General features: G+C 62.7%; 23 protein-coding genes. 14 read left to right on the top strand and 9 right to left on the bottom strand.

Annotated elements, in window-relative coordinates; translation table 11 throughout:
* Window positions 1–39: 39 nt before the first annotated feature.
* Window positions 40–225 carry a hypothetical protein gene (locus ABIA96_RS20165; RefSeq protein ID WP_354138793.1) on the bottom strand — a complete coding sequence of 62 codons (186 nt, stop codon included), beginning with the start codon at window positions 223–225 and terminating at the stop codon, window positions 40–42.
* A 507-nt stretch (window positions 226–732) separates the two neighbouring features.
* Here ABIA96_RS20165 and ABIA96_RS20160 point away from each other — a divergent pair.
* A complete protein-coding gene (locus ABIA96_RS20160; protein WP_354138792.1) occupies window positions 733–1,023 on the top strand; it encodes a hypothetical protein in 291 nt (96 codons plus the stop codon).
* On the opposite strand, the gene ABIA96_RS20155 is transcribed toward ABIA96_RS20160, so the two are convergent.
* The gene (locus tag ABIA96_RS20155) at window positions 984–1,547 is read right to left on the bottom strand and encodes a hypothetical protein (RefSeq protein WP_354138791.1); all 564 of its coding nucleotides are present in this window, start codon (window positions 1,545–1,547) and stop codon (window positions 984–986) included. The two genes, ABIA96_RS20160 and ABIA96_RS20155, sit on opposite strands and share 40 nt — an antisense overlap.
* Window positions 1,548–1,595: 48 nt before the next feature.
* Window positions 1,596–2,129 carry a GcrA family cell cycle regulator gene (locus tag ABIA96_RS20150; RefSeq protein ID WP_354138790.1) on the bottom strand — a complete coding sequence of 178 codons (534 nt, stop codon included), beginning with the start codon at window positions 2,127–2,129 and terminating at the stop codon, window positions 1,596–1,598.
* A 162-nt stretch (window positions 2,130–2,291) separates the two neighbouring features.
* On the opposite strand from ABIA96_RS20150, the gene ABIA96_RS20145 reads away from it, so the two are divergent.
* Window positions 2,292–2,900 (top strand): S24 family peptidase, encoded by a 609-nt coding sequence (locus ABIA96_RS20145; RefSeq protein ID WP_354138789.1) that lies wholly within the window; start codon window positions 2,292–2,294, stop codon window positions 2,898–2,900.
* Window positions 2,901–2,999: 99 nt separating this feature from the next.
* Window positions 3,000–3,275 (top strand): hypothetical protein, encoded by a 276-nt coding sequence (locus tag ABIA96_RS20140; RefSeq protein WP_354138788.1) that lies wholly within the window; start codon window positions 3,000–3,002, stop codon window positions 3,273–3,275.
* 39 nt (window positions 3,276–3,314) lie between these two features.
* On the opposite strand, the gene ABIA96_RS20135 is transcribed toward ABIA96_RS20140, so the two are convergent.
* Window positions 3,315–4,289 carry a quinone oxidoreductase family protein gene (locus tag ABIA96_RS20135; protein WP_354138787.1) on the bottom strand — a complete coding sequence of 325 codons (975 nt, stop codon included), beginning with the start codon at window positions 4,287–4,289 and terminating at the stop codon, window positions 3,315–3,317.
* A 226-nt stretch (window positions 4,290–4,515) separates the two neighbouring features.
* Here ABIA96_RS20135 and ABIA96_RS20130 point away from each other — a divergent pair, with 226 nt between their 5' ends.
* The 3 genes from ABIA96_RS20130 to ABIA96_RS20120 all read left to right on the top strand — a co-directional run bounded on the left by ABIA96_RS20130 (window position 4,516) and on the right by ABIA96_RS20120 (window position 7,197).
* Window positions 4,516–4,716, top strand: a complete 201-nt coding sequence (locus tag ABIA96_RS20130; RefSeq protein ID WP_354138786.1) for a hypothetical protein — start codon at window positions 4,516–4,518, stop codon at window positions 4,714–4,716.
* 147 nt (window positions 4,717–4,863) lie between these two features.
* A complete protein-coding gene (locus tag ABIA96_RS20125; protein ID WP_354138785.1) occupies window positions 4,864–5,811 on the top strand; it encodes an AAA family ATPase in 948 nt (315 codons plus the stop codon).
* Window positions 5,812–5,817: 6 nt separating this feature from the next.
* The gene (locus ABIA96_RS20120; RefSeq protein ID WP_354138784.1) at window positions 5,818–7,197 is read left to right on the top strand and encodes a vWA domain-containing protein; all 1,380 of its coding nucleotides are present in this window, start codon (window positions 5,818–5,820) and stop codon (window positions 7,195–7,197) included.
* A 21-nt stretch (window positions 7,198–7,218) separates the two neighbouring features.
* Here ABIA96_RS20120 and ABIA96_RS20115 read toward each other — a convergent pair whose 3' ends face one another.
* Window positions 7,219–7,401, bottom strand: coding sequence for a hypothetical protein (locus tag ABIA96_RS20115; protein WP_354138783.1), 183 nt, complete (start codon window positions 7,399–7,401; stop codon window positions 7,219–7,221).
* A 351-nt stretch (window positions 7,402–7,752) separates the two neighbouring features.
* Between ABIA96_RS20115 and ABIA96_RS20110 the strand changes: the two genes are divergently transcribed.
* Window positions 7,753–7,974: a hypothetical protein gene (locus ABIA96_RS20110; protein ID WP_354138782.1), complete on the top strand. Its 222-nt coding sequence runs from the start codon at window positions 7,753–7,755 to the stop codon at window positions 7,972–7,974.
* Between the two features lie 81 nt (window positions 7,975–8,055).
* Here ABIA96_RS20110 and map read toward each other — a convergent pair whose 3' ends face one another.
* Window positions 8,056–8,808 (bottom strand): type I methionyl aminopeptidase, encoded by a 753-nt coding sequence (map, locus tag ABIA96_RS20105; RefSeq protein WP_354138781.1) that lies wholly within the window; start codon window positions 8,806–8,808, stop codon window positions 8,056–8,058.
* 181 nt (window positions 8,809–8,989) lie between these two features.
* Between map and ABIA96_RS20100 the strand changes: the two genes are divergently transcribed.
* On the top strand, window positions 8,990–10,309 hold the full coding sequence (locus ABIA96_RS20100) for a dicarboxylate/amino acid:cation symporter (protein ID WP_354138780.1): 1,320 nt from the start codon (window positions 8,990–8,992) through the stop codon (window positions 10,307–10,309).
* Window positions 10,310–10,319: 10 nt separating this feature from the next.
* Here ABIA96_RS20100 and ABIA96_RS20095 read toward each other — a convergent pair whose 3' ends face one another.
* Both ABIA96_RS20095 and ABIA96_RS20090 read right to left on the bottom strand, forming a co-directional pair.
* On the bottom strand, window positions 10,320–11,693 hold the full coding sequence (locus tag ABIA96_RS20095; RefSeq protein WP_354138779.1) for a hypothetical protein: 1,374 nt from the start codon (window positions 11,691–11,693) through the stop codon (window positions 10,320–10,322).
* Between the two features lie 99 nt (window positions 11,694–11,792).
* Window positions 11,793–13,052, bottom strand: coding sequence for an allantoate amidohydrolase (locus ABIA96_RS20090; RefSeq protein ID WP_354138979.1), 1,260 nt, complete (start codon window positions 13,050–13,052; stop codon window positions 11,793–11,795).
* Between the two features lie 403 nt (window positions 13,053–13,455).
* Here ABIA96_RS20090 and ABIA96_RS20085 point away from each other — a divergent pair, with 403 nt between their 5' ends.
* The 6 genes from ABIA96_RS20085 to ABIA96_RS20060 all read left to right on the top strand — a co-directional run bounded on the left by ABIA96_RS20085 (window position 13,456) and on the right by ABIA96_RS20060 (window position 19,382).
* A complete protein-coding gene (locus tag ABIA96_RS20085; protein WP_354138778.1) occupies window positions 13,456–14,568 on the top strand; it encodes a BMP family ABC transporter substrate-binding protein in 1,113 nt (370 codons plus the stop codon).
* Window positions 14,565–15,677: an ABC transporter permease gene (locus ABIA96_RS20080; RefSeq protein WP_354138777.1), complete on the top strand. Its 1,113-nt coding sequence runs from the start codon at window positions 14,565–14,567 to the stop codon at window positions 15,675–15,677. The genes ABIA96_RS20085 and ABIA96_RS20080 overlap by 4 nt, the downstream gene beginning before the upstream one ends.
* 1 nt (window position 15,678) lies before the next feature.
* Complete coding sequence (locus ABIA96_RS20075; protein ID WP_354138776.1) at window positions 15,679–16,605, top strand: ABC transporter permease; 927 nt, start codon at window positions 15,679–15,681, stop codon at window positions 16,603–16,605.
* An 11-nt stretch (window positions 16,606–16,616) separates the two neighbouring features.
* Window positions 16,617–17,300 carry a biuret amidohydrolase gene (gene biuH / locus ABIA96_RS20070; RefSeq protein WP_354138775.1) on the top strand — a complete coding sequence of 228 codons (684 nt, stop codon included), beginning with the start codon at window positions 16,617–16,619 and terminating at the stop codon, window positions 17,298–17,300.
* Complete coding sequence (locus ABIA96_RS20065; protein ID WP_354138774.1) at window positions 17,297–18,829, top strand: ABC transporter ATP-binding protein; 1,533 nt, start codon at window positions 17,297–17,299, stop codon at window positions 18,827–18,829. Before biuH ends, ABIA96_RS20065 begins: the two co-directional genes overlap by 4 nt.
* Before the next feature lie 70 nt (window positions 18,830–18,899).
* A complete protein-coding gene (locus tag ABIA96_RS20060) occupies window positions 18,900–19,382 on the top strand; it encodes a nucleoside deaminase (protein ID WP_354138773.1) in 483 nt (160 codons plus the stop codon).
* A gap of 176 nt (window positions 19,383–19,558) precedes the next feature.
* On the opposite strand, the gene ABIA96_RS20055 is transcribed toward ABIA96_RS20060, so the two are convergent.
* A complete protein-coding gene (locus ABIA96_RS20055; RefSeq protein ID WP_354138772.1) occupies window positions 19,559–20,665 on the bottom strand; it encodes a hypothetical protein in 1,107 nt (368 codons plus the stop codon).
* Between the last annotated feature and the right edge of the window lie 246 nt (window positions 20,666–20,911).

The raw sequence follows: 20,911 nt of genomic DNA, 5'->3' as shown, positions 1-20,911 counted from the left end.
TGAAAGGTGGACAAAGCGTAATGTCGGCGGTGGCCGGGCTCAAGACAGCGGAAGTTCGGGGACAGTCTCATCAGTGACGAGGTCTTCGACGAGCTTGATGACCTCAAAGCGCTGCCGGGGGGCCAGCTTGAGAAACGCGCGCAGCAGGCGGAGACTTTCGACGGTACCGGTCGCGGGTGCGCCGAGCTTAAGATGCAATTCAGCCGCGAAATTGAGGTTTTTCATCTCGCACCTATAACAGGACTCGGCCCTTCGGGTCGGGCGTCGGGAGCCTGATCGAGAACCGCACGCCGTCACCGAACGCCACGGCGACAACGAATTGTAGGTCGAAACACGCCGGCCGGTTGGCATGCTGAGCTGCACATCCGGAGAAACTCGGCCCGACCCGAGAAGTTGCAGTTATGGCAAGGAACAACCCCTTGAGCAAGCCAAACCGTAAGACTTAAGCGACGCTTCGTCGCCGGCATCATGCTACTGCAAGTCCGGATAGCAGGAATACGCGCTGCCGTCACCCACCTGCGTCAAGAAGCAGCAATCACTCGCCACACCGCCCCGATCGCTGTCAACTAGACCTGCGTCATGACGGTTCATTATTGCCCCATATTTCTGGCTCCGTGAACCGTGGTTCAAGATCATGCGACCAAGCGGTTGCGAAACGGCCAGGCAGATCGCGGGCGCCATCGCTGATGGACTGTTTGATTCGGGCACACGTCAGCACCGGAGGACGACAGCATGCTTTCTCGCTGCGATCTCATCAAAGGCTCCGTGGTTGCGCTTCTTGCGCTCTCGACACAGGACGCATGGGCGCAGGAGACCAAGATGAACTTATTCAAGATCGTCACCATCAAGGACGAGATCATCATCGGGCTATCGCCCGAGGAGCTTCAGACGCTCGGTGGCAATGACGCGAGCGCGGTCGCGCACCCGCTGGCACAGACGGGCGACCTCACCGCCGGCGGCGAAAGCCGCCGGCACCGCCCCGTTCAGCGACGCCGCGACGATGCATCGGTCGCGAAGCCGTAAGCGAGCGCCAGCCGGTCGAGACATTCGCGAAAACGCCGTGCGAAATAGTCGTTCCAGCGCTGGGTGCGGACGGCGCGTCGCTGCCCGATCTGGTCCATGGTCAAGCCGAGCACCAACACGTCATGCACCAGCGCGGCACCGTCTGTCCCCAACTGGTGCTCGACCCGGTTCAGCCGCAACACGGCCTGACGCTGGCTCTCGGTGACAGGCTCGCGGGAGCGCGTGCCGTCGACATATTCGCGGGTCGGATCCATGGCCTGAGGGCCCCGCTCCGCCCGCTCCCAGTCGTTCTGGTAAGCGCGGCCACCCCGATATTGCGCCTCGTCGATCTGGCGGTGCGAGTGCAGCCGACCGAGCGGATCGTTGCGGATCGACCGCATCGCCACGATCTTCTCGTCCAGATCGAGCGCCAGGGGATTGTCGACCTCGACCGCCGCCAATTCGGCATTGAACGGCTGATCGCGCGATCGGCGGTCGTGAAGCCCGGTCAATTTGTAGGACATGTTGCGTCTGGCACGTGCCACTCGGAGACTCCTTGCGAACTGGGATGAGAAGGAACACCTGCGCGCTGGTCAGGCAGCGGAGACCAGCCGCAGCACGACGGCACCGGCGTTACGGCCGGAGGCGACTCCGGCGCCGCGGGTCAAGTGGGCATGGGGCACGCAATAGCTCGAGCCGGGCTGACGCGGGTGACCGCAGAAGCCGATCTCCTCTCCCTCCTTGTCACCGCCGTAGGGATAGCGGCAATCGCCTCGCTCGAGCTCGAGCAGCGTGATCAGTCGCGGCCGGACACCGACGCAGCGCAATTTGACCGAATTGACCGGCTTTAGTGCCGACGGCGGCGGCAGGTTCAGGCCGGGTACTGCAACGCGAGGCGGGGAGAGCGGACCGGGCTCGCCCGGCAAGGACGGCACGATCGATGGACTCGTCATCCGGTCCGGCGCGGCGAGCCCGAGCCGCTTGGCGCGACCGATCACCGCATTGCGCGTGTAAGCCGTTCCAAACCTTGCGTTAATCTCTCTTCCGATTTCCGCATATGACAATCCTTTGAAAAAATAGTCGCGAAGCGCGTCGGAATGCTCCGACGACCAATGGCCCGGTTCCATGCTGCTGTCCTGTGATGCGCCCCGATCGCACGATCCGGAGGCGGAGCACACATTCCGTTATTCCGAAGCCAAAGTCAAGCAAGGTTTCTGATATTCATAATTGCATCAATTCCGAATTTCGGATTACAAGAGGCGGAGCCATGGGCAATCGAGGGAATCACCATGTTGGACGCTGCGATGATCGAACGGGGCCTGGAGAAGACGGGCAAGAGCAAGGGCGGCCTGGCCGCAGCGATGGGCGTGCGCCCTGGCGCGGTGTCGGAGATCCTCGGCGGCGAACGCCTGGTGAAGGCGTCGGAAATCATTCCGATCATGGAATATCTCGAGCTGAACCTCGCGCCGATCATGGGCCGTGTCGGCGCCGGCGCCGTAATTGAGCCGGATGTCGAGCAGGTTCCGCCGGAGGGGCTCGGCGACATCGCACTGCCCTTCCCGATCATGGAAGAAACCGTCGCCTTCGAGATCGTCGGCGATTCGATGCTGCCCAAATACGAAAGCGGCGACGTGATCGTGGTCTACAAGGACCAGCGTCACCCGCTGTCCAGCTTTTACGGCGAAGAGGCTGTGGTCCGGCTCAAGTCCGGCGAGCGCTATTTGAAGACCATTGAGCGGGGCAAATCTCCCTCCGTCGTCAACCTCAACAGCTTCAACGCCAAACCGATCGTCGGCGTCAAGCTCGACTGGGTCGGAGAGATCTGCCTCTCGATGCCCAAGGGCCAGCTCGAGCGGCTGCGTGCCAAATCGGCGCGGCCGCGCAAGAAGAGCCGATAGGCGCTTATTTCTGATTTATAGAAATCCAACTTGACTTAATTCCGTTTTTCGGAAATACTCTGCCGCGCTCCCGGCCACGGGGCGCGGCAGGATCGTTCCATGCAATATTTCGTCGTGATGATCGACTATGGGCGGCGCGGTCGCGAGGCAGTCGTCGATCCCGAAGTCACAAGGCGCGAGGTCATCTCCCGCGTCGCCTCGGGCGAGTACCAGAACATCTCGTTCATCCACGAGATCGTGGAAAGTTCGATCGAGGACGTCACTGAGGCTATCCTCGCCGAGGCGTCTCTCCCCCAGATCCCGCCTGAGGACGTCGACCTCCAGGCGATCCGTCTCGATCACGCCCGCGACTTGCGCAAACACGAACGGACGTGACGCAGGCTGAAGCAGCCTGCGTCATCGCCCAATCCAAGGTCACACCGTGAGCACGGTCGATCCCGTGGTCTTGCGCGCGGCGAGATCGGCGTGTGCCTTGGCGGCGTCCTTCAGCGGATAGGTCTGGTGCACCTCGATCTTGACTGCACCGGACTTGACAACGTCGAATAGCTCGCCGGCCATCGCAACCAGGCTCTCGCGCTTGGCTGCGTAGGTGAACAGCGTCGGCCGGGTGACGTAAAGCGAGCCCTTCTGCGCGAGCAGGCCGAGATTGAGCGGCTCGACCGCACCGGAGGACGCACCGAACAGCGCGGCCACGCCAAGCGGCGCAAGACAATCCAGCGATTTCAGGAACGTGTCCTTGCCGACGGAATCATAGACCACCGGCACCTTCTTGCCGCCGGTGATCTCGTCGACGCGCTTCACGAAATCCTCGCGCGTGTAGATGATGACATGGTCGCAGCCATGTGCCTTGGCGAGTTTTGCCTTCTCGTCACTGCTGACGGTGCCGATCACGGTTGCGCCAAGATGTTTTGCCCACTGGCTCAGGATCAGGCCGACGCCGCCGGCTGCCGCATGCAGCAGAATGGTGTCGCCAGCCTTCACGCGATAGGTCTGCCGGATCAGGTACTGCGTGGTCAGCCCCTTCAACATCATCGCTGCCGCGGTCTTGTCGTCGACGCCGTCAGGCAGCTTCAACAGCCGGTCGGCCGGGATCAGCCGCGCCTCGGAATAGGCGCCGAGCGGTGACGCACCATAGGCGACGCGATCGCCCGGCTTCAGATCGGTTACGCCTGCCCCGACCTCTTCGACAACGCCCGCAGCCTCGCTGCCGAGCCCGCTCGGCAATGGTGCTGGATACACACCCGAGCGATTGTAGATGTCGACAAAGTTGAGACCGACCGCGGTATGGCGGATGCGCGCCTCACCCGGTCCCGGCTTGCCGACGTTCACCTCCTCCCAGACCAGGACTTCCGGACCGCCGGTCTTGTGAAAACGAATGGCATGGGTCATGGGCGTTGCTCCCTTATCGTTGCGTTGATGGTCCGAGAAAAGCGGATCGGCCGAAGAAATAGGCATTTGGTTCGCCCGTTACAGTACAGAGACGTAACAAGAATGTCACAGCGAACGACAAACCCTCACCGTTCCGTCTCTGTTCGAAAGAGTTGATGAAGGCATCTCCGCGACCGGCAGTAGCCTCTGCGCGGGGTTTGGTGGTCGCCTGCGAAGGAGAGCCGAGATGCCAGCTTATGTACAGCATCATCAGGATATCGAGATCGCGCCTGTGATTTGCCCGACGTGCATGGGGTTCCTGCCGATGCATGTGCGCGAGGTCGAACCGAACTGGAGCCTCGCCAAGATCGACTTCGTCTACGAATGCGCCGATTGCGGCGCTGAGGTTAGGCAGACCATCCGCAAACCGGAGCTGCTGCGGCACTGACCGCACCACAAGTCGCCCTTTAAGTATTTGCGCTGAACGGAAAAAGCGATCTTCAGCGCGGATCAGGCCCGTCCCAAACGAGGCTTGTTCTTTGCCGGGAACGCAGGCAGAACAAGCCTCAAGCAAGACCTTTGGGAGCGCCCTTTCGTGGCTGAACAGAAGGCCTCGACCTCGATCGAGGCAGTGGAGAGCGGCCTCGCCGCGCAAGGCTATATCGCGAGCCGGCAGATCGCGACCGCCGTCTATTTGTCGCAACAGATCGAAAAGCCGATCCTGGTCGAGGGCCCTGCCGGCGTCGGCAAGACCGAGCTTGCCAAGGCGATTGCCGCCTGGCGCGGCCTGAAGATGATCCGCCTGCAATGCTATGAAGGCCTCGACGAGGCCAAGGCGCTCTATGAGTGGAAATACGCCAAGCAGCTTCTCTACACCCAGATCCTCAAGGACAAGCTCGGCGAGGTCCTGGGCGGCGCACAGACGCTGCACGCCGCGCTCGAGCAACTCCATGATTTCGGCGACGTGTTCTTCTCCAAGGAGTTCGTCGAGCCACGTCCCCTTCTCCAGGCGCTGGAGCAGCCGGGCGGATGCGTGCTCCTGATCGACGAGATCGACAAGTCGGATGCCGAATTCGAATCGCTGCTGCTGGAAATCCTCTCGGACTTCCAGGTCACGATCCCGGAACTCGGCACCGTCTCGGCGATCACGCCGCCGACCGTGATCCTCACCTCCAACAGCGAGCGCGATCTCGGCGACGCCTTGAAGCGGCGCTGCCTGCATCTGCATATCGGCTTCCCCGAGCAGCGGCTGGAGGAGCGCATCGTCGAGAGCCGCGTGCCCGGCATCTCGCAAACGCTGCGTCGTCAGATGGTCGGCTTCATCCACGAAATCCGCTCGCTCGACTTGAAGAAGCTGCCCTCGGTCAGCGAGACCATCGACTGGGCGCGCGTGCTGGTGCTGCTTCAGGCGAGCGAACTCGACACCGAGATCGTCAAGGACACGCTCAACGTGCTCCTGAAATACGAGACCGATATCGAGGCAGCTCACCCGCAGATCACGACCTTCATTGCCAAGGCGGCCCGATCCAACGTCTTCGGTTGATGCCCGATGCGCGATAACCTCCATCGTTTCTTTCGGGCGGCGCGTGGGGCCGGTGTCCACGTCTCGCCCGCCGAAAGCATCGATGCGATGCGCGCGGTTGCGCAGGTCGGCCTTACCGACCGTGCCATCCTGCGCGATGCGCTGCTCCTGACCCTCGCCAAGTCGCAGGACGAGAAGCTCGCACTCGGCGACTGCTTTGATCTGTTCTTCAGCCAGCCCGAGCCGCGACAGGATCAACCCGAGGCCAACGACAATGACGAAGCCTCGCAGGACTCGGATCAGTCGCCCTCCTCAAGCTCGGCCAGCGAAGCCGGGGAAGGACAGCCTCCCGAAGGATTGGGACCGCTTGCACAAATGCTGATGTCACAGGATCGCAACGTGATCTCGGCCGCGATTGCCAGCGCCTCCGGTGCAGCCTCGCTCTCGGACATTCGCTACTCGACCCAACGCGGCATCTTCTCCAGCCGCATCCTCGACGCCATGGGCCTTCAACGCCTGCGCGACGATCTCGACGAGCTGACCGCGACGAACCCGGCTCTGGCCGAACGCTTGCGCGCCGCGCTCGATGCCTTGCGTGAGGCGGTGCGTGACACCGTCTCGCAAGGGCTTGCGCTCTATGCCCGCGAGGAGGCCGAAAACCTCCGCAACGAGATCCTGCGCAATGCGCCGCTTGCCCGTATCGAGCGGCGCCAGGTCGCGGAAATGCGGGCGCTTATCCGCCAGATCGCTCGCCGTCTGCGTGAGCGCTATTCGAAGCCGCGCAAGCGTCAGCGCCGTGGTCACCTCGATGTCCGCCGCACCCTGCGCCGTAACGCCGCCTGGGGCGGCATCCCTTTTCTCACGGCGTGGAAGCGCAAGCATCGCGACCGGCCGAAGATCGTGGCGCTGTGCGACGTCTCCGGTTCTGTCGCGCAGGTCTCCGATTTCTTCCTCCTCCTGATCCACTCGCTGCATGAAGTCGTGGACGACGTCCGCTCCTTCGCATTCTCGTCGCATCTGATCGAGGTCAGCGAGATCCTGGAGAAGAAGTCGCCCGAAGAGGCGATGGCCGAGATCATGTCCAAGGTCGGCTTCGGCTCGTCCGACTACGGTTCTTCGCTGGTTGATTTTGAGCACGACTTCATGAGCACGCTGACGCCACAGACAACGGTGATCGTGCTCGGCGATGCCCGCAGCAACAATCTCGACCCGCGCGCAGACATCCTGCGTCGAATCTCCGAACGTTCGAAGCGGCTGGTCTGGCTCAACCCCGAAGGACGGCTCGCCTGGGGCTTTGGCGATTCCGAGATGCCGCGTTATGCGACCTTTTGCAGCGTGGTGCGACAATGCGCCACCGCGCAACAGCTCGAGCGCGCGGTCTCCGATATCGTTGCGACTTACCAGTAAGTCATTGGCTCACGGTCAACATCAGCTTCGCGCAAGCTCCACCTGAGCGACATTGCACTCGCGAAAGTGATAAGCAATTTCGTCGAGCGCGCGCTGTTCCCATTCCTGGGCTTGCGCAAGCCAGAAAACCCGACGCTCAAAATCGAGCGCCGCACGCTCACGGCATAGGAATTCCTGACTGCGAATTTCCACCAGTCTGTTCATGCACTCACACTCCTTGTCGTGTGAAGCCATTCACCGCGCAGAGCGTAGCAGAATCGCGAACCCAGCGTCTCACCATTTCTGTGCATATCGCGACGCAGAATGAGACAGTAGCGCGTCCCGTGCACTGCGCTCGCCGCGATGCAACATCAAGAGAAGATCATCAATTAGTGATCAGGGATCGGGACGATGATCGCTCGCGAACGATCCTAACTAATGTAGCGCAACGAAGTGCGGCAATTCGTGAAGAGAAGTTCTAAACAACTCACCGAATTCCCGACTCATTGTCGTCGCATGGTCTTCATGCAGCGCGGCTAACAGGGGCGCGCGAACGTGACTATCGCTTGAGGCAACATGAACGACGATTTCGACTTCGATCTTTCGCCGGATCAATGGGCGGCCCTGCGCACTCTTCGTAACCCCGTAGCGAACAATCGCCTCTCGAAGGCCCATCTCGTCGACAGCCTCGTCAGGCTTGGTCTCGTTGTCATTGATGATGGCGTACCCGCGATGACCCCCATCGGACGCAAAGTGTTGGTGCGTGGATCGTGCCGGCTGCTGGATCTGGTGGCGTAACCGTGCTGACAGTGTGCGGCGCGTGCATGATCGACTGAAGAATAAATCCTTTGCTCTTCGCTTAAGGCGCTTCGCGAGGCCCTAACCGGGCAACGTAAGGACCAAAGGTCCGTTGTGGGTTGCGATGACGGTGTGCTCATACTGCACCGTGGGCGCCCTGGGGCTGCTGTAGAGCGTCCACGGATCATCATCAGCATCCTCGGCCCACTCGGCGCCAATGGACAGGAAGGGCTCCACCGTAAACACCAGGCCATCGCTCATCGTGCGACGCTCGGAAGCGTCGGGCCACGTTGCGATTTCTGTCGGCTTCTCGTGGAGCGATAAGCCGACACCATGACTGGCGAGGTTCTTGACGAGCGTATAGCCGTACTTCCGCGCAAAGGTCCCGATGGCCTGACCGATACCGGCGATCGGCTTGCCGGCGCCGACCTGCCGCAGGCCTGTCCACATCGCCCGCCGGCCATCCTTGCATAGCCGCTCGATCGAACGGTTCACGGGTGGAACAGCGAACGAGGCTCCCGTATCCGCAAAGAAGCCGTCCTTCTCGGCAGACACATCGATGTTGACAAGATCGCCACGCGCGATTCGGCGGACGCCCGGGATGCCGTGTGCGATCTCTTCGTTCACGCTGATGCAGGTCGCGCCAGGAAACGCGTACGCCAACTCCGGCGCGGAACGCGCCCCGGCCGCCTCCAGGAGCTTCCGCCCGATCTGGTCAAGCTCAGAGGTCGTCATACCCGGCTCAAGGGCCTTGCCCATCGCCTCGAGAGCATTGGCGACGATACGCCCGATCTCTTTCAGGCAAGCGAGTTCTTCCTCATTCGAGATCGTCATATCGAGGTCCTCCGAAGGTTGGGGCATACCTTTTGCGATGGGGACATGCAAACGAGACAGCGCACGCCAGAATTCCGGGATTCGGCGATGCCTTGGATGCCTTCCAGAGCAAACCGCGACAATCTGGCATGATAGTTGCTGCCTTTGACGATCAAGACGTCGTCAAAACGAGGGAGTTGCCATGTCGACCATTGCCGCGGCCCAGGCCGCAGAGCGCAAACCGCTTTACGCCTCGCTGTTCGTCCAGGTCCTGGCGGCGCTGATCCTGGGCATTATCCTCGGCGTGGTCGCTCCGGACTTCGCCATCAGCCTGAAGATCCTCAGCGACGCCTTCCTGAAGCTGATCTCGATGATCGTGGCGCCGATCGTGTTCTGCGTCGTTGTCCACGGCATCGCCGGCGCCGGCGACCTCAAGAAGGTCGGCCGTGTCGGCGTCAAGGCGCTGCTTTATTTCGAGACGATGACAACGGTCGCGCTCTTGGTCGGGCTCATCCTGGCTTACGCCTTCGGTCCCGGCCACGGCATGAACATCGATCCGTCAACGCTGGATGCCAAGGCGCTCAACTCCTATGCCGATAACGCCCACAAGCTGCAGGGTGCGGGCATCGGTTCATTCCTGCTCAACGTCATCCCGTCCACCTCGTTCGATGCGCTGTCGCGCAACGACGTACTCCAGGTGTTGTTCTTCGCCGTGCTTTTCGGAGTCGGCCTCGCGTTGGTCGGCGGCGAGAAGGGTGCGCTCGTCACCTCGATGATCGATGCGGCGTCCACGGTGCTGTTCCGCGTCATGGGCCTTATTGTTCGGGTTGCTCCACTTGGCGTATTGGGTGCTGTCGCCTACACCGTCGGGAAATACGGCGTCGGATCGCTGAAGCAGCTCGTCTCGCTGGTGATGCTGTTCTACGTCTCGGTCGGTATCTTCGTGCTGGGCGTGCTCGGCGGCGTCATGGCGCTCGCTGGAATCAACATCCTCAAATTCCTCGCTTACCTGCGCGAGGAATTGACGATCGTGCTTGCGACTGCCTCATCCGACGCAGTGCTGCCCCAGATCATGAAGAAGCTGGAGCGCATGGGCGTGAAGGATTCCGTGGTCGGCCTGGTCATTCCGACCGGCTATTCCTTCAACCTCGACGCCTTCTCGGTCTATCTCACGCTCGCTGTCGTCTTCATCGCGCAAGCCACCAACACGCCACTGTCCTTCGGTGATCTCCTGCTGGTGCTGGGTGTCTCCCTGATCACGTCAAAGGGCGCGCACGGCGTACCGGGCTCGGCGATCGTGATCCTGGCTGCGACGCTGAACGCGGTGCCGAGCATTCCAGCCATCGGTCTCGTACTGGTGCTGTCGGTCGACTGGTTCATCGGCATGGCCCGCGCAGTCGGCAACCTCATCGGCAATTGCGTGGCGACAGTCGTCGTGGCCGCGTGGGAAGGCGACCTCGACCGCGCCAAGGCAGCCAAGGTTCTCGAGGGCGGCGAGTTGGTGGACGTGACCGAGGGATAACGCCCGCGGATCAGTCATTCCACCGGAGGAGCGGCGCTCCGTACGCCCTCCTCCAGACCGACAGGAAGCGCGGAAACCAGGAATGGGCGACCGCGCCCTTGTAGGCCCAGGTGCGATACTTCAGCCCCTGCTCCGAGATCAGTTCCTGATAACCGCCGTGGACTTCGGTCGCGGTGCGAATGTCCTTCAATATCCCTTGCGCGCAGGCGCGGTAGGTCTCGCTCCCCCCGAACTCGTCAAAGTCCATCATGCGGTCCGCGAACTCAACGTTGAACGTCGGCCATGACGAGCGCCCCTGATAGGCGGGCGCCGCAATCTTGTGGATCATCTTGTTCCGCGGATTATCGGCCGATACCAGGAAGTGGAATGTGCTGGGGATGCGGAAGCGCGGCTCGGCGATGATCAAACCTGTCGTGGCCGCAAACAAGGCGCGCTCGCTCGCATCGTTCATGTCCCAAAAGCCGCGATGCACGCTGACGAAATCCAGCGCGACCAGGGACACCGGCGTGCCGGCCGGCCCATCCAGCGAATGCCTGATATAGCCGTCCTTGCCGAACAGACGGAGCAGGTCCTGCTTGTACTGCGCGAGGTCGCGCCCGAGCAGCCGCTTCAGCTCGTTTTCGTCGACCACACCGAGCTGCACGCCCCACACGAAGGTCGTGTAGACGCAGGCATTGGTGACGAAACGCCGGCGCTCGGCGCGGGTGTCCGTTGCCGCAGAGCGAGGCCCGCCGGCGTCGCAGAGCAAATATCTGGTGCCGTCAGCGTCGAATGGCTCCAGCTCGCTTGCGAGCTTCAGGATCGCGCGCTTCAGATCGCCGCCATATTCGGCCAGCAACAGGCGGCCGGCATGCGCGCATTGCGACATCGCCAGACAGGACGACGCCCGCTCCTCGGCGGAGAGCATCTGCTGGAGGCCGGCGAGAATGCCGAGCAGCGTATCCGCGGGACGCGAAAAATAGTTCACGCCGAGATACCGGCCGCGTCCCGCGGGAACGATGGTCGTCGTGACGACGTCGGCGCGAACAGCTTCCAGCAAGAGCCGCACACTCTTTTCGAGCAGGCGTACCCGGCGGACCGCATCCTGTGCATCCATGATGGTCTCGGGGTCGAGGACATCGGGATAGAACCAGGCGAAGTCGCGCGGGTAGTAGGCGGAGGCGTGCGGCGCGCCCGTGACGAGGAAGGCCTCGGTCACCGAAAAAGCGCTGTTCATCGAGTGCCGATAAAGATCCTCGATGGCCGACAACGAATGAGGCGATTGTCTCAGGAACCGATCGCCGAGAAAATTCACGGCCTGGAGCGCGTTGGCGACAAAGGTCGCAACCGTACCCTGGTAAAATCGGTTCTCTCGATGGGCTGGAAGGGAGATATCGCTGTTCATCTGTGTCGGTCGGCTGATGTCTGGTGATCCCGGTGCTGGGCAGTCGCCATTTTAGCCCTGCCTGATTCGTATCTCGACCCCGTGACTTGCGGGGCGGGCTTACCCGTCCCGCAGCCTGAAATTCTCGATTACCCTGAGCAGCACCCGCGCGCCGGCATCGGCGTCCGCCAGCTCGACATGCTCATCCGGATGATGGCTGATGCCGCCGCGGCAGCGCACGAAGATCATACCGACATCAGCGATATCGATCATCGCCATGCCGTCGTGCCCTGCTCCGCTCGGCAGCTCGAAGGCGGAGAAACCTTCGGCGGCGATCGCCTGTGCGATCTGATCTTTCAGCCAGGGCGCGCAAGGCGCGGTGCGGTTCTCATGGGTGACATCGAGCTGAAGCACCAATTGCCGGCGCTTTGCGATCGCCTCGATCTGCCTGACGACATCGGCCACCGCGCGCTTGCGATGCATGTCGGTTGGCGCGCGCATGTCGATGGTGAAGGACACTTCGCCCGGAATGACGTTGGTCGCTCCAGGCCCCGCCTGGATGTAGCCAACGGTACCGACCAACCCGTTCTCGTCGGTGCGACAAAATTGCTCGATTGCGCCGATACATTCCGCGGCGCCTGCGAGTGCGTCACGGCGCAGCGCCATCGGCACCGTGCCGGCGTGACCAGCCATGCCGGTGAGCCGCGCCGCCAGCCGCGTCGCGCCCGCAATCGCGGTGACGACACCAACAGGGAGACTCCGCGCTTCCAGCACCGGCCCCTGCTCGATGTGCAATTCGAGATAGGCCAGCAACTCGCGCCGTGTGCGTGCGGCTGCGCCAATATGGTCAGGGTCGAGGCCGAACTTGATAAGCGCATCGCGCATCGACACGCCGTCGCGGTCGCGCGTGTTCAAGACGCTCTCGTCGAACGTGCCGGCCACCGCACGGCTTCCGAGCAAGGTCGAGGCGAAGCGCACGCCCTCTTCATCGGCAAAGCCGACCACCTCGATCGCACACGGTAGCCGCTTGCCGCGGCGGTTGAGGTTGGCGACGCAGGCGATCGCCGTGATCACGCCCAGCGGTCCGTCCCATTTGCCGGCGTCACGCACCGTGTCGTAATGCGAGCCGAGCATCAGGCAGGGTGCACCCGGCTGCTCGCCTTCGTAGCGGCCGCAGACATTGCCGATCGCGTCGAGATGCGCGCTCATGCCGGCCTCGCGCATCCAGCCAAGGATGAGATCCGAGGCCGTGCGCAGTTCCTTCGTGAGATAGATACGGGTGAGCTTGCCGTCTTCTTCCGAGATCGCCGTGAGCTCGCTAATCCGACGTACGATCTCCTCGCCGAGCGATGCATGTTGAACGGCGGTCACGGCAGCCATCTCGGTCAAGCTTTCCATCCTGGAGACCGCGCAGCGGTCGCAACCCTAATCGATACAAGTTCGGTGCCAGCGAATGCAGGCGGCCGGCACCACTTCATGTCAGCGCCTGGTTAGCATGAATGCTGGTGGTCGACCGATCGCCCCCTCCCCTTCGTGCACGTGTGAGAGCCGGTTAGAACTGCTCAACAACATTGCATACAACCCAACAATACTGCTCATTATTTAATCTGCCAGTTTCCTGATCAGGATGACTGAATCATAAATATACAATATTTTTCATCTACTTATAGATAAATGCTCGCTCCATAGCCTCTGGCACGAAGCTTGCGACATTCCTCCCGGGCTCCGCCAGACCGGCGCAGCCGCGAGATTAAGGCGGTTCAGCCGCCAAGGGGAGCAAGCAATGGATTTTGGCAGGGTTTCACGACGTCGTTTGTTGCAGGGCGGTGCCGCCCTCACCCTCGGCGCGGCGGCCGGCGCCCGTCCGGCCTTCGCGGCCGACACGACCGTCGGCTTCATCTATGTCGGCTCGCGTGACGACTACGGCTACAACCAGGCGCACGCGCAAGGCGCCGCGGCGCTGAAGAAGATTCCCGGCCTGAAGGTCGTCGAGGAAGAGAAGGTGCCGGAGACCGACGCGGTCGAGAAAACGATTGAGTCCATGATCAACCTCGACGGCGCCAGCCTGCTATTCCCGACCTCGTTCGGCTACTACAATCCGCACGTGGTCAAGATGGCCACCAAGTTCCCGAAGCTGCGCTTCGAGCACTGCGGCGGGCTCTGGAGCGACAAGGACCCGAAGAACGCCGGCAGCTATTTCGGCTATATCGACGAAGCCCAGTACATCTCGGGCATCGTCGCCGGCTACAGCTCCAAGACCGGAAAGCTCGGCTTCGTCGCCGCCAAGCCGATCCCGCAGGTGCTGCGCAACATCAACGCTTTCGCCCTCGGCGCCAAGCTTGCCAATCCGAAGGCCACCACGCAGGTGATCTTCACCGGCGACTGGTCGATGCCGGTCAAGGAAGCTGAGGCCACCAACAGCCTGATCGACCAGGGCGTCGACGTGCTCACCTGCCATGTCGACGGTCCGAAGACCATGGTCGAGAACGCGGCGCGCCGCGGCGCCATGGTGTGCGGTTATCACGTCAACCAGTCCCCGCTCGCGCCGAAGGCTTACCTCACCGGCGCCGAGTGGAACTGGGAAGCGCTCTATCCGAAGTTCGTGAAGATGATCGCCGCTGGCGAGAGCATTCCGAACTTCTATCGCGGCGGCCTCAAGGAAGAGATCGTCAAGACCTCGCCCTATGGCGAAGCGGTTTCTGCCGAAGCTCGCAAGCACGCTGACGAGGTCAAGGCGAAATTCCTGTCCGCGGACGGCTACGCCATCTTCAAGGGTGGACTGGTCGACAACAAGGGCAAGACGGTGATCGCGGCTGGCACCGACCGCGGCCAGAAGGATCCCGAACTGGAGAAGATGGACTATCTCGTCGAGGGCGTGATCGGAGCGACTTCGTGACAGCGGAAGCGGCGGATTCTGCCGAGGCGGTCGGGACAGTTGCCCCGGCCGCCGCTCCCGGCTTTCTCCAGCGCCACGGCGGCACGATCGAGTACATCCTGATCCCGGGCGCGGCGCTTGCAGGCGCGCTCATGATCTTCGGCATCTTCGTCGCCATGTTCGGCAAGAACCCGCTCGATCTCTATTTTTACATGTACTACGGCGCCTTCGGCACCTGGTTCTCCTGGCAGAACACGCTGACGCGTGCCGCGCCTCTCATCCTCACCGCGCTCTGCACGGCGCTGCCGGCGCAACTCGGCATGGTCATCATCGGCGGCGAAGGCGCGTTGCTGATCGGGGCGCTGTCGGCGACCAGTGCCGCACTGTTGCTTCAGGGCATGCCTCCGCTCGTCGTGCAGATCGCCATGGTCGTCGCCGGCGTCATCGGCGGTGGGTTGTGGATCATGCTGGCAGGCGCGCTGCGGCAGTATCGCGGCGTCAACGAGACGATCTCGAGCCTGCTGCTGGTCTACATCGCACTCGCGATCCTCAATCATCTCGTCGAAGGCATGATGCGGGATCCCGCGAGCCTCAACAAACCGTCGACCCGCGAGATCGGTGCAGCCAACATGATCGGCTCGATCCCGGGCACCGATGTTCATTGGGGCCTCGTCTTCGGCTTGATCGCCGCGATCGCCGCCTACATCCTGATCTATCACACCGTGTTCGGCTTCGCCGCGAGGGTTGCAGGCGGCAATATCCGCGCCGCCAAAATCGTCGGCCTCGGCGTCGGCAAGCTCATCCTGACCATCTGCTTTCTGGCCGGCGGCGCGGCGGGCCTGGCCGGCATGGTCGAGGTTGCCGCCGTGCAAGGCCGGACCAACGCTAATCTCGCTGCCGGCTATGGCTTCACCGGCATCCTGGTTGCCTTCCTGGCGCGGCAAAATCCGCTCGCCATCATTCCTGTCGCAATCCTGCTCGGGGGCATCAGCGCCAGCGGCGGCCTGTTGCAGCGCCGCCTGGGACTGCCCGACGCATCCGTGCTGGTGCTCCAGGGCATCATTTTCGTCTTCGTGCTGGCGAGCGATGCGCTCTACGGCCGTATCGGTTTCCTGAAAGGAAAATCCTGAGATGGCAGACGGATCAATCGGACTCTGGACCGTCCCGCTCGCCGTGCTCGGCGGCGCCATCCGCGTCTCCACGCCCTTCCTGTTCGTGAGCCTCGGCGAGTGCATTACCGAGCGCTCGGGCCGCATCAATCTCGGCCTCGAAGGCACGCTGGTGATGGGCGCAATGAGCGCCTACGGCATCTCCTATCTGACGGGATCACCTTGGCTGGGCGTGTTCGCCGCCGGCATCACCGGCGCGTTGCTCGGCGCGCTGCATGCCGGCATCTGCTCGCTACCGCGCGTCAACGACGTCGCGGTCGGCATCGCATTGATGCTGTTCGGCACTGGACTAGCCTTCTATCTCGGCAAGCCGCTGATTGAGCCCACCGCGCCGCGGCTGCCAGCGATCGATTTCGGCTGGTGGAGCGACATCCCGCAAGTGCGCGCCGCGCTGCGTGTCAACGTCCTCTTCCTGATCGGCGCCGCACTCGCGCCGATCCTGCATTGGGCGTTCCGCACCACGCGATGGGGCCTCCTGATCCGCACCGCGGGTGAAAGCTCGGACGCCGCACGCGCGATGGGTTATTCCGTGCTCTTGATCCGCCTGCGCGCCACCATGGTCGGCGGCTTCCTCGCCGGCATCGGCGGCTCTTTCCTGTCGCTATTCTATCCTGGGAGCTGGAACGAGGGCCTCTCCTCGGGTCAGGGCATCACCGCCGTCGCGCTCGTGATCTTCGCACGCTGGGACCCAATGCTCTGCCTGTGGGCTTCGCTCGCTTTCGGTGGCGCCGCGGCGCTTGGGCCCGCGCTGCAATCGGTCGGTGTCACCTCCGGCTATCACCTCTTCAACGCTGCGCCCTACATCCTGACGCTGGCGATCATGATCATCACCTGCTCGCCGAAACGCACGCTGACCGGAGCCCCGGCCGAATTGTCGATCACCCGCTAGAGAGCGAAATCATGCCCGAGCGCACCATCAAGTCCGAGCCCTATGCGTGGCCCTATAACGGTGATCTCCGTCCGGAGAATACCGCGCTCATCATCATCGACATGCAGACCGATTTCTGCGGCATCGGCGGTTATGTCGACAAGATGGGCTACGACCTGTCGCTGACGCGGGCGCCGATCGAGCCGATCAAGAAGCTGCTCGCGGCCATGCGCAAACAGGGTTTTCACATCATCCATACCCGCGAAGGCCATCGCCCCGATCTCTCGGATCTGCCCGCCAACAAGCGCTGGCGCTCGCGCCAGATCGGCGCCGGCATCGGCGATCCCGGCCCGTGCGGCCGCATCCTGGTGCGTGGCGAGCCCGGCTGGGACATCATCGAAGAGCTTGCGCCGCTGCCGGGCGAGCCTGTTATCGACAAGCCCGGCAAGGGCTCGTTCTGCGCCACCGATCTGGACCTGATCCTGCGCCTGCGCGGCATCGAGAACATCGTGCTGACCGGCATCACCACCGACGTCTGCGTCCACACCACTATGCGCGAGGCCAACGATCGCGGCTTCGAATGTGTGCTGCTGCACGATTGCTGTGGTGCGACCGACAAGAGCAATCACGACCACGCGCTCAAGATGATCAAGATGCAGGGCGGCGTGTTCGGCGCGGTCTCGACGTCGGACGCTTTCATCGGAGCGATTTCGTGATCATCGGCGAACTGCCTCCGCCGTCGGGCGCCTTTGGCATCGACGCCATCGCCATGACGATGCGCTTCGGCGACTTCCTGGCGCTCGACAATGTCGAGTTGAAGGTGCGGCCGGGCTCGTTCCATGCGTTGCTCGGCGAGAACGGCGCCGGCAAGTCGACCCTCGTCAAGTGCATCATGGGCTATTACCACGCGACCGAAGGCGACATCCTCGTCGGCGGCCGCGAGCAGGCGATCGCCAACCCGAAGGATGCCCACGCGCTCGGCCTCGGCATGGTCTACCAGCATTTTACGCTGGTGCCGGTCATGACGGTCGCCGAGAACCTCGTGCTGGCCCGTGATGACGTGCCGGCCGTAGTGAACTGGCCGAAAGAGATGAAAGAGCTCGAGGCCTTCCTGGCGCGCATGCCCTTCAAGGTGCCGCTCTCCGCAAAAGTCTCCGACATCTCGGCCGGCGAGCGGCAGAAATGCGAGATCCTGAAGCAGCTTTATCTGAAGCACCGCTTCCTGATCCTGGACGAGCCGACCTCGGTGCTGACGCCAGCCGAAGCTGACGAAGTGCTCGGCATGCTCCGCGACATGGTCCTCAGGGGCGAACTGACCATTTTGATGATCACGCACAAGTTCCGCGAGGTCATGGCCTTCGCCGATGAGGTCACGATCCTGCGCCGTGGCAAGCTCGCAGGTGCCGGCAAGGTCGCCGAGTTGACGCCGGACGCGATGGCGCGCACCATGATCGGCGCCGAGGAGCTGACCGTGCAGCCGCCGCGGACTGGCGAAGCCGGCCAGGCGCGGTTGGAGCTGGCAAAGGTACGTGCACTCGACGATGCCGGCGCCATCGCCGTCCATGACGTCTCGCTCACCGTGCGTGCAGGAGAGATCGTCGGCATCGCCGGCGTCTCCGGCAACGGCCAGCGCCAGCTGGTCGAACTCCTGGCCGGCCAGCGCGTCGCGGAGGGGGGTGAGATCCGCGTCGCCGGCGATCCCTATCACGCCAGCCGCGAAGAGATGCGGCGCCACAAGATGTCGCTCCTGCCCGAGGAGCCGCTGAAGAACGCCTGCGTCGGCGGCATGAGTGTCGCCGACAACATCGCCTTCCGCGAATTCGACCGGCCGCCCTTCGCCAGCGGCGGCTGGTGGCTCAACCGCGGCGCCTTCCGCGACGATGCGAAGAAGAAGATCGGGCAGTACAAGATCAAGACCCGCACGCCCGATACGCCGATCTCGGCGCTGTCGGGCGGCAACGTCCAGCGCGCCGTGCTCGCACGCGAGCTTGGCGGCGACGTCGAGGTGCTGATCGCGGCTAATCCCTGTTTCGGTCTCGACTTCGCGGCGGTGGCGCAGATCCATGCAGAGATCATGGCTGCGCGCAACCGCGGCGCCGCAGTGCTACTGGTCAGCGAAGACCTCGACGAATTGCTCGAACTCTCCGACCGGCTCGTGGTGATGTTCCACGGCGAATTCGTGTATGAATCACGGACCAGCGAAGCCGATCTCACCGAGGTCGGCCGCCACATGGCGGGACACTGACTAATCGTTTGAGCATGATCTTTTCGGAAAACCGCTGCACACTTTTCCGGATCATGCTTTGGGAGCATCGATGGACGGCGTAAGCGAACGCGACGAGCACCTCCTGCGTCTGTCCTTCGCGGTCGCCCGCAGTTCCCTTACGCATGGCAACCATCCCTTCGGCTGCATCGTCGTTGGCGATGACGGCAAGGTGCTGATCGAGACCGAGAACGGCTACACGCCGAACCACGACGGCACCGCGCATGCCGAGCGCCTGGCCGCCACAGTAGCGTGCCGCACGCTCAGCCGTAAGGTTCTGGCGGCCGCGACGCTCTATTCCTCCGCCGAGCCCTGCGCGATGTGCGCTGGCGCGATCTACTGGGCCGGGATCGGCCGCGTCGTCTATGGCCTCAGCGAGCACCGCCTGCGCGGCGTCACCGGCAATCATCCGGAGAACCCGACGCTCGATCTACCCTGCCGTGAGGTGTTTGCGAGCGGCCAGCGGCCGACCGAGGTCGTCGGGCCGCTGCTCGAAGCCGAAGCTGAAGCGCTGCACGACGGCGTGTGGAAGTAGAAGCCCCCACAAACTCGGAATCGTAGGGTGGGTAAAGGCGCGAAGCGCCGTGCCCACCATCTGAATGTGGTGGGCACGCTCCGCTTTGCCCACCCTACGGCAGCGTTGTTCTCCGCAAAACGCGCATGACGCCGCGCATTCCTGCGCGGCGTCATCCGAACCTGGATCTCTGGCAATCAGAACTTCACAGTGACGCCACCGTAGACCGTGGATTCGGTGCAGCTCTTCGTGCTCTGGCCGGTCGCCGCGACAGTGCAGACCCCGGGCATGGCGTTGTGGTCGAGGCCGAACTTGTTCTGCCAGTAGCGGTAGGCGACCCAGAGGTCGACGAAGTGCGAGTACTTGTCACCCCAAGCCGCCTTCGAAGCGTCGAAGGTCAGACGGATCGGTTCGCTGTTCAGCTCGGTCTTCGAGGCGGTCGAGAACCGGCCGATACCCGAGAGCGCAGATAGGCCGTTCGAGTCGCCCTTCGGGCCGTACCAGCCGGCGCGGCCGCTGATCGACCAGAACTGCATGTTCGGCGGCAGGAAGCCGAGGTCCATATAGTAGTTGATTTCGACGGCCCAGGTCGGGTTGTAGCTGACATTACCGTCGGAGTTGCAGGTCACGCCGGCGACGCCCGCACCGAACAGACCGCACTGCGTGAAGGCGTTGTGATTCAGGAACTCCCAGTACATCAACGGAGCGACGTTGATATAGCCCTTGTAGGGAAGGTCGAAGGCGAACTGGAGACCGGCGACGACGTCGCGCTTTGCGGGCGCAAGGAAATTGTTCTCGGTATTCGCGTCCATGCCGACTTCAAACGAGATGTTGTGCAGCGGCCCCATGGTGAAGGCCTTCGTGTTGAAAATTTCGTTCCAGCCGAAGGTCGAGCGGAACAGACCGTAGATCTCGGTCGCGCCGGCGCAATCGCCGACGCCGCCGGTGATGGTCGCGCCCGGTGCGGTACAGGGCGCGGCAGGGTCATTATGTCCCGACTTGAACATCGAGATCGTGAAGAAGTTGGTGCCGTAGGCCCAGAGGTCGAAGTGAGTGAAGGAGTAGACCTGCTTGGAGGTGGTGCCGTTGATGCTGCCATCCGGGCGGACGCTCCACATGCCGGGGTCGGTGCCCTTCGGCATCCAGGAGAACGACACGCGGTTGTCGATCACCAGGAAGAAGGGAAGGTCAGGCGCCTTCTTGGCCGCCCTGACCGGCAGATCCGCAGCGTGAGCCCAGCCACCGATGGCCAGCGTAGCAAGTGACAGCGCCGTTGCTGCAATTGCCTTGAAACGAAACGACATCCTCAATACCCCCAAGTTTGGACACGTCAATGAACGTCCCTTGGGTGCGACCCTTGCGCCGAAGTCCCGAGGTGAGAAGCCTCAACTTTTTTCAGGGCGTGCCGCTTGTTTCGGCAGCGCGCCGCATTTCACCAGGGAATTTTGAGGGGTTTGGTGCTGCGCCATCAGCGGCCGTCGGCAACACCGGAGACGCCATTGCCGAACATTCCCGTTTGATTCCGTTTGTCTTTGCGTCGACGCAAGAAC

It is taken from the genome of Bradyrhizobium sp. LB11.1 (assembly GCF_040549385.1).
Classification (GTDB): Bacteria; Pseudomonadota; Alphaproteobacteria; order Rhizobiales; family Xanthobacteraceae; genus Bradyrhizobium.
Note: the sequence above shows the minus strand (reverse complement) of the source record. Positions and strands in the feature narration are given on the sequence as shown.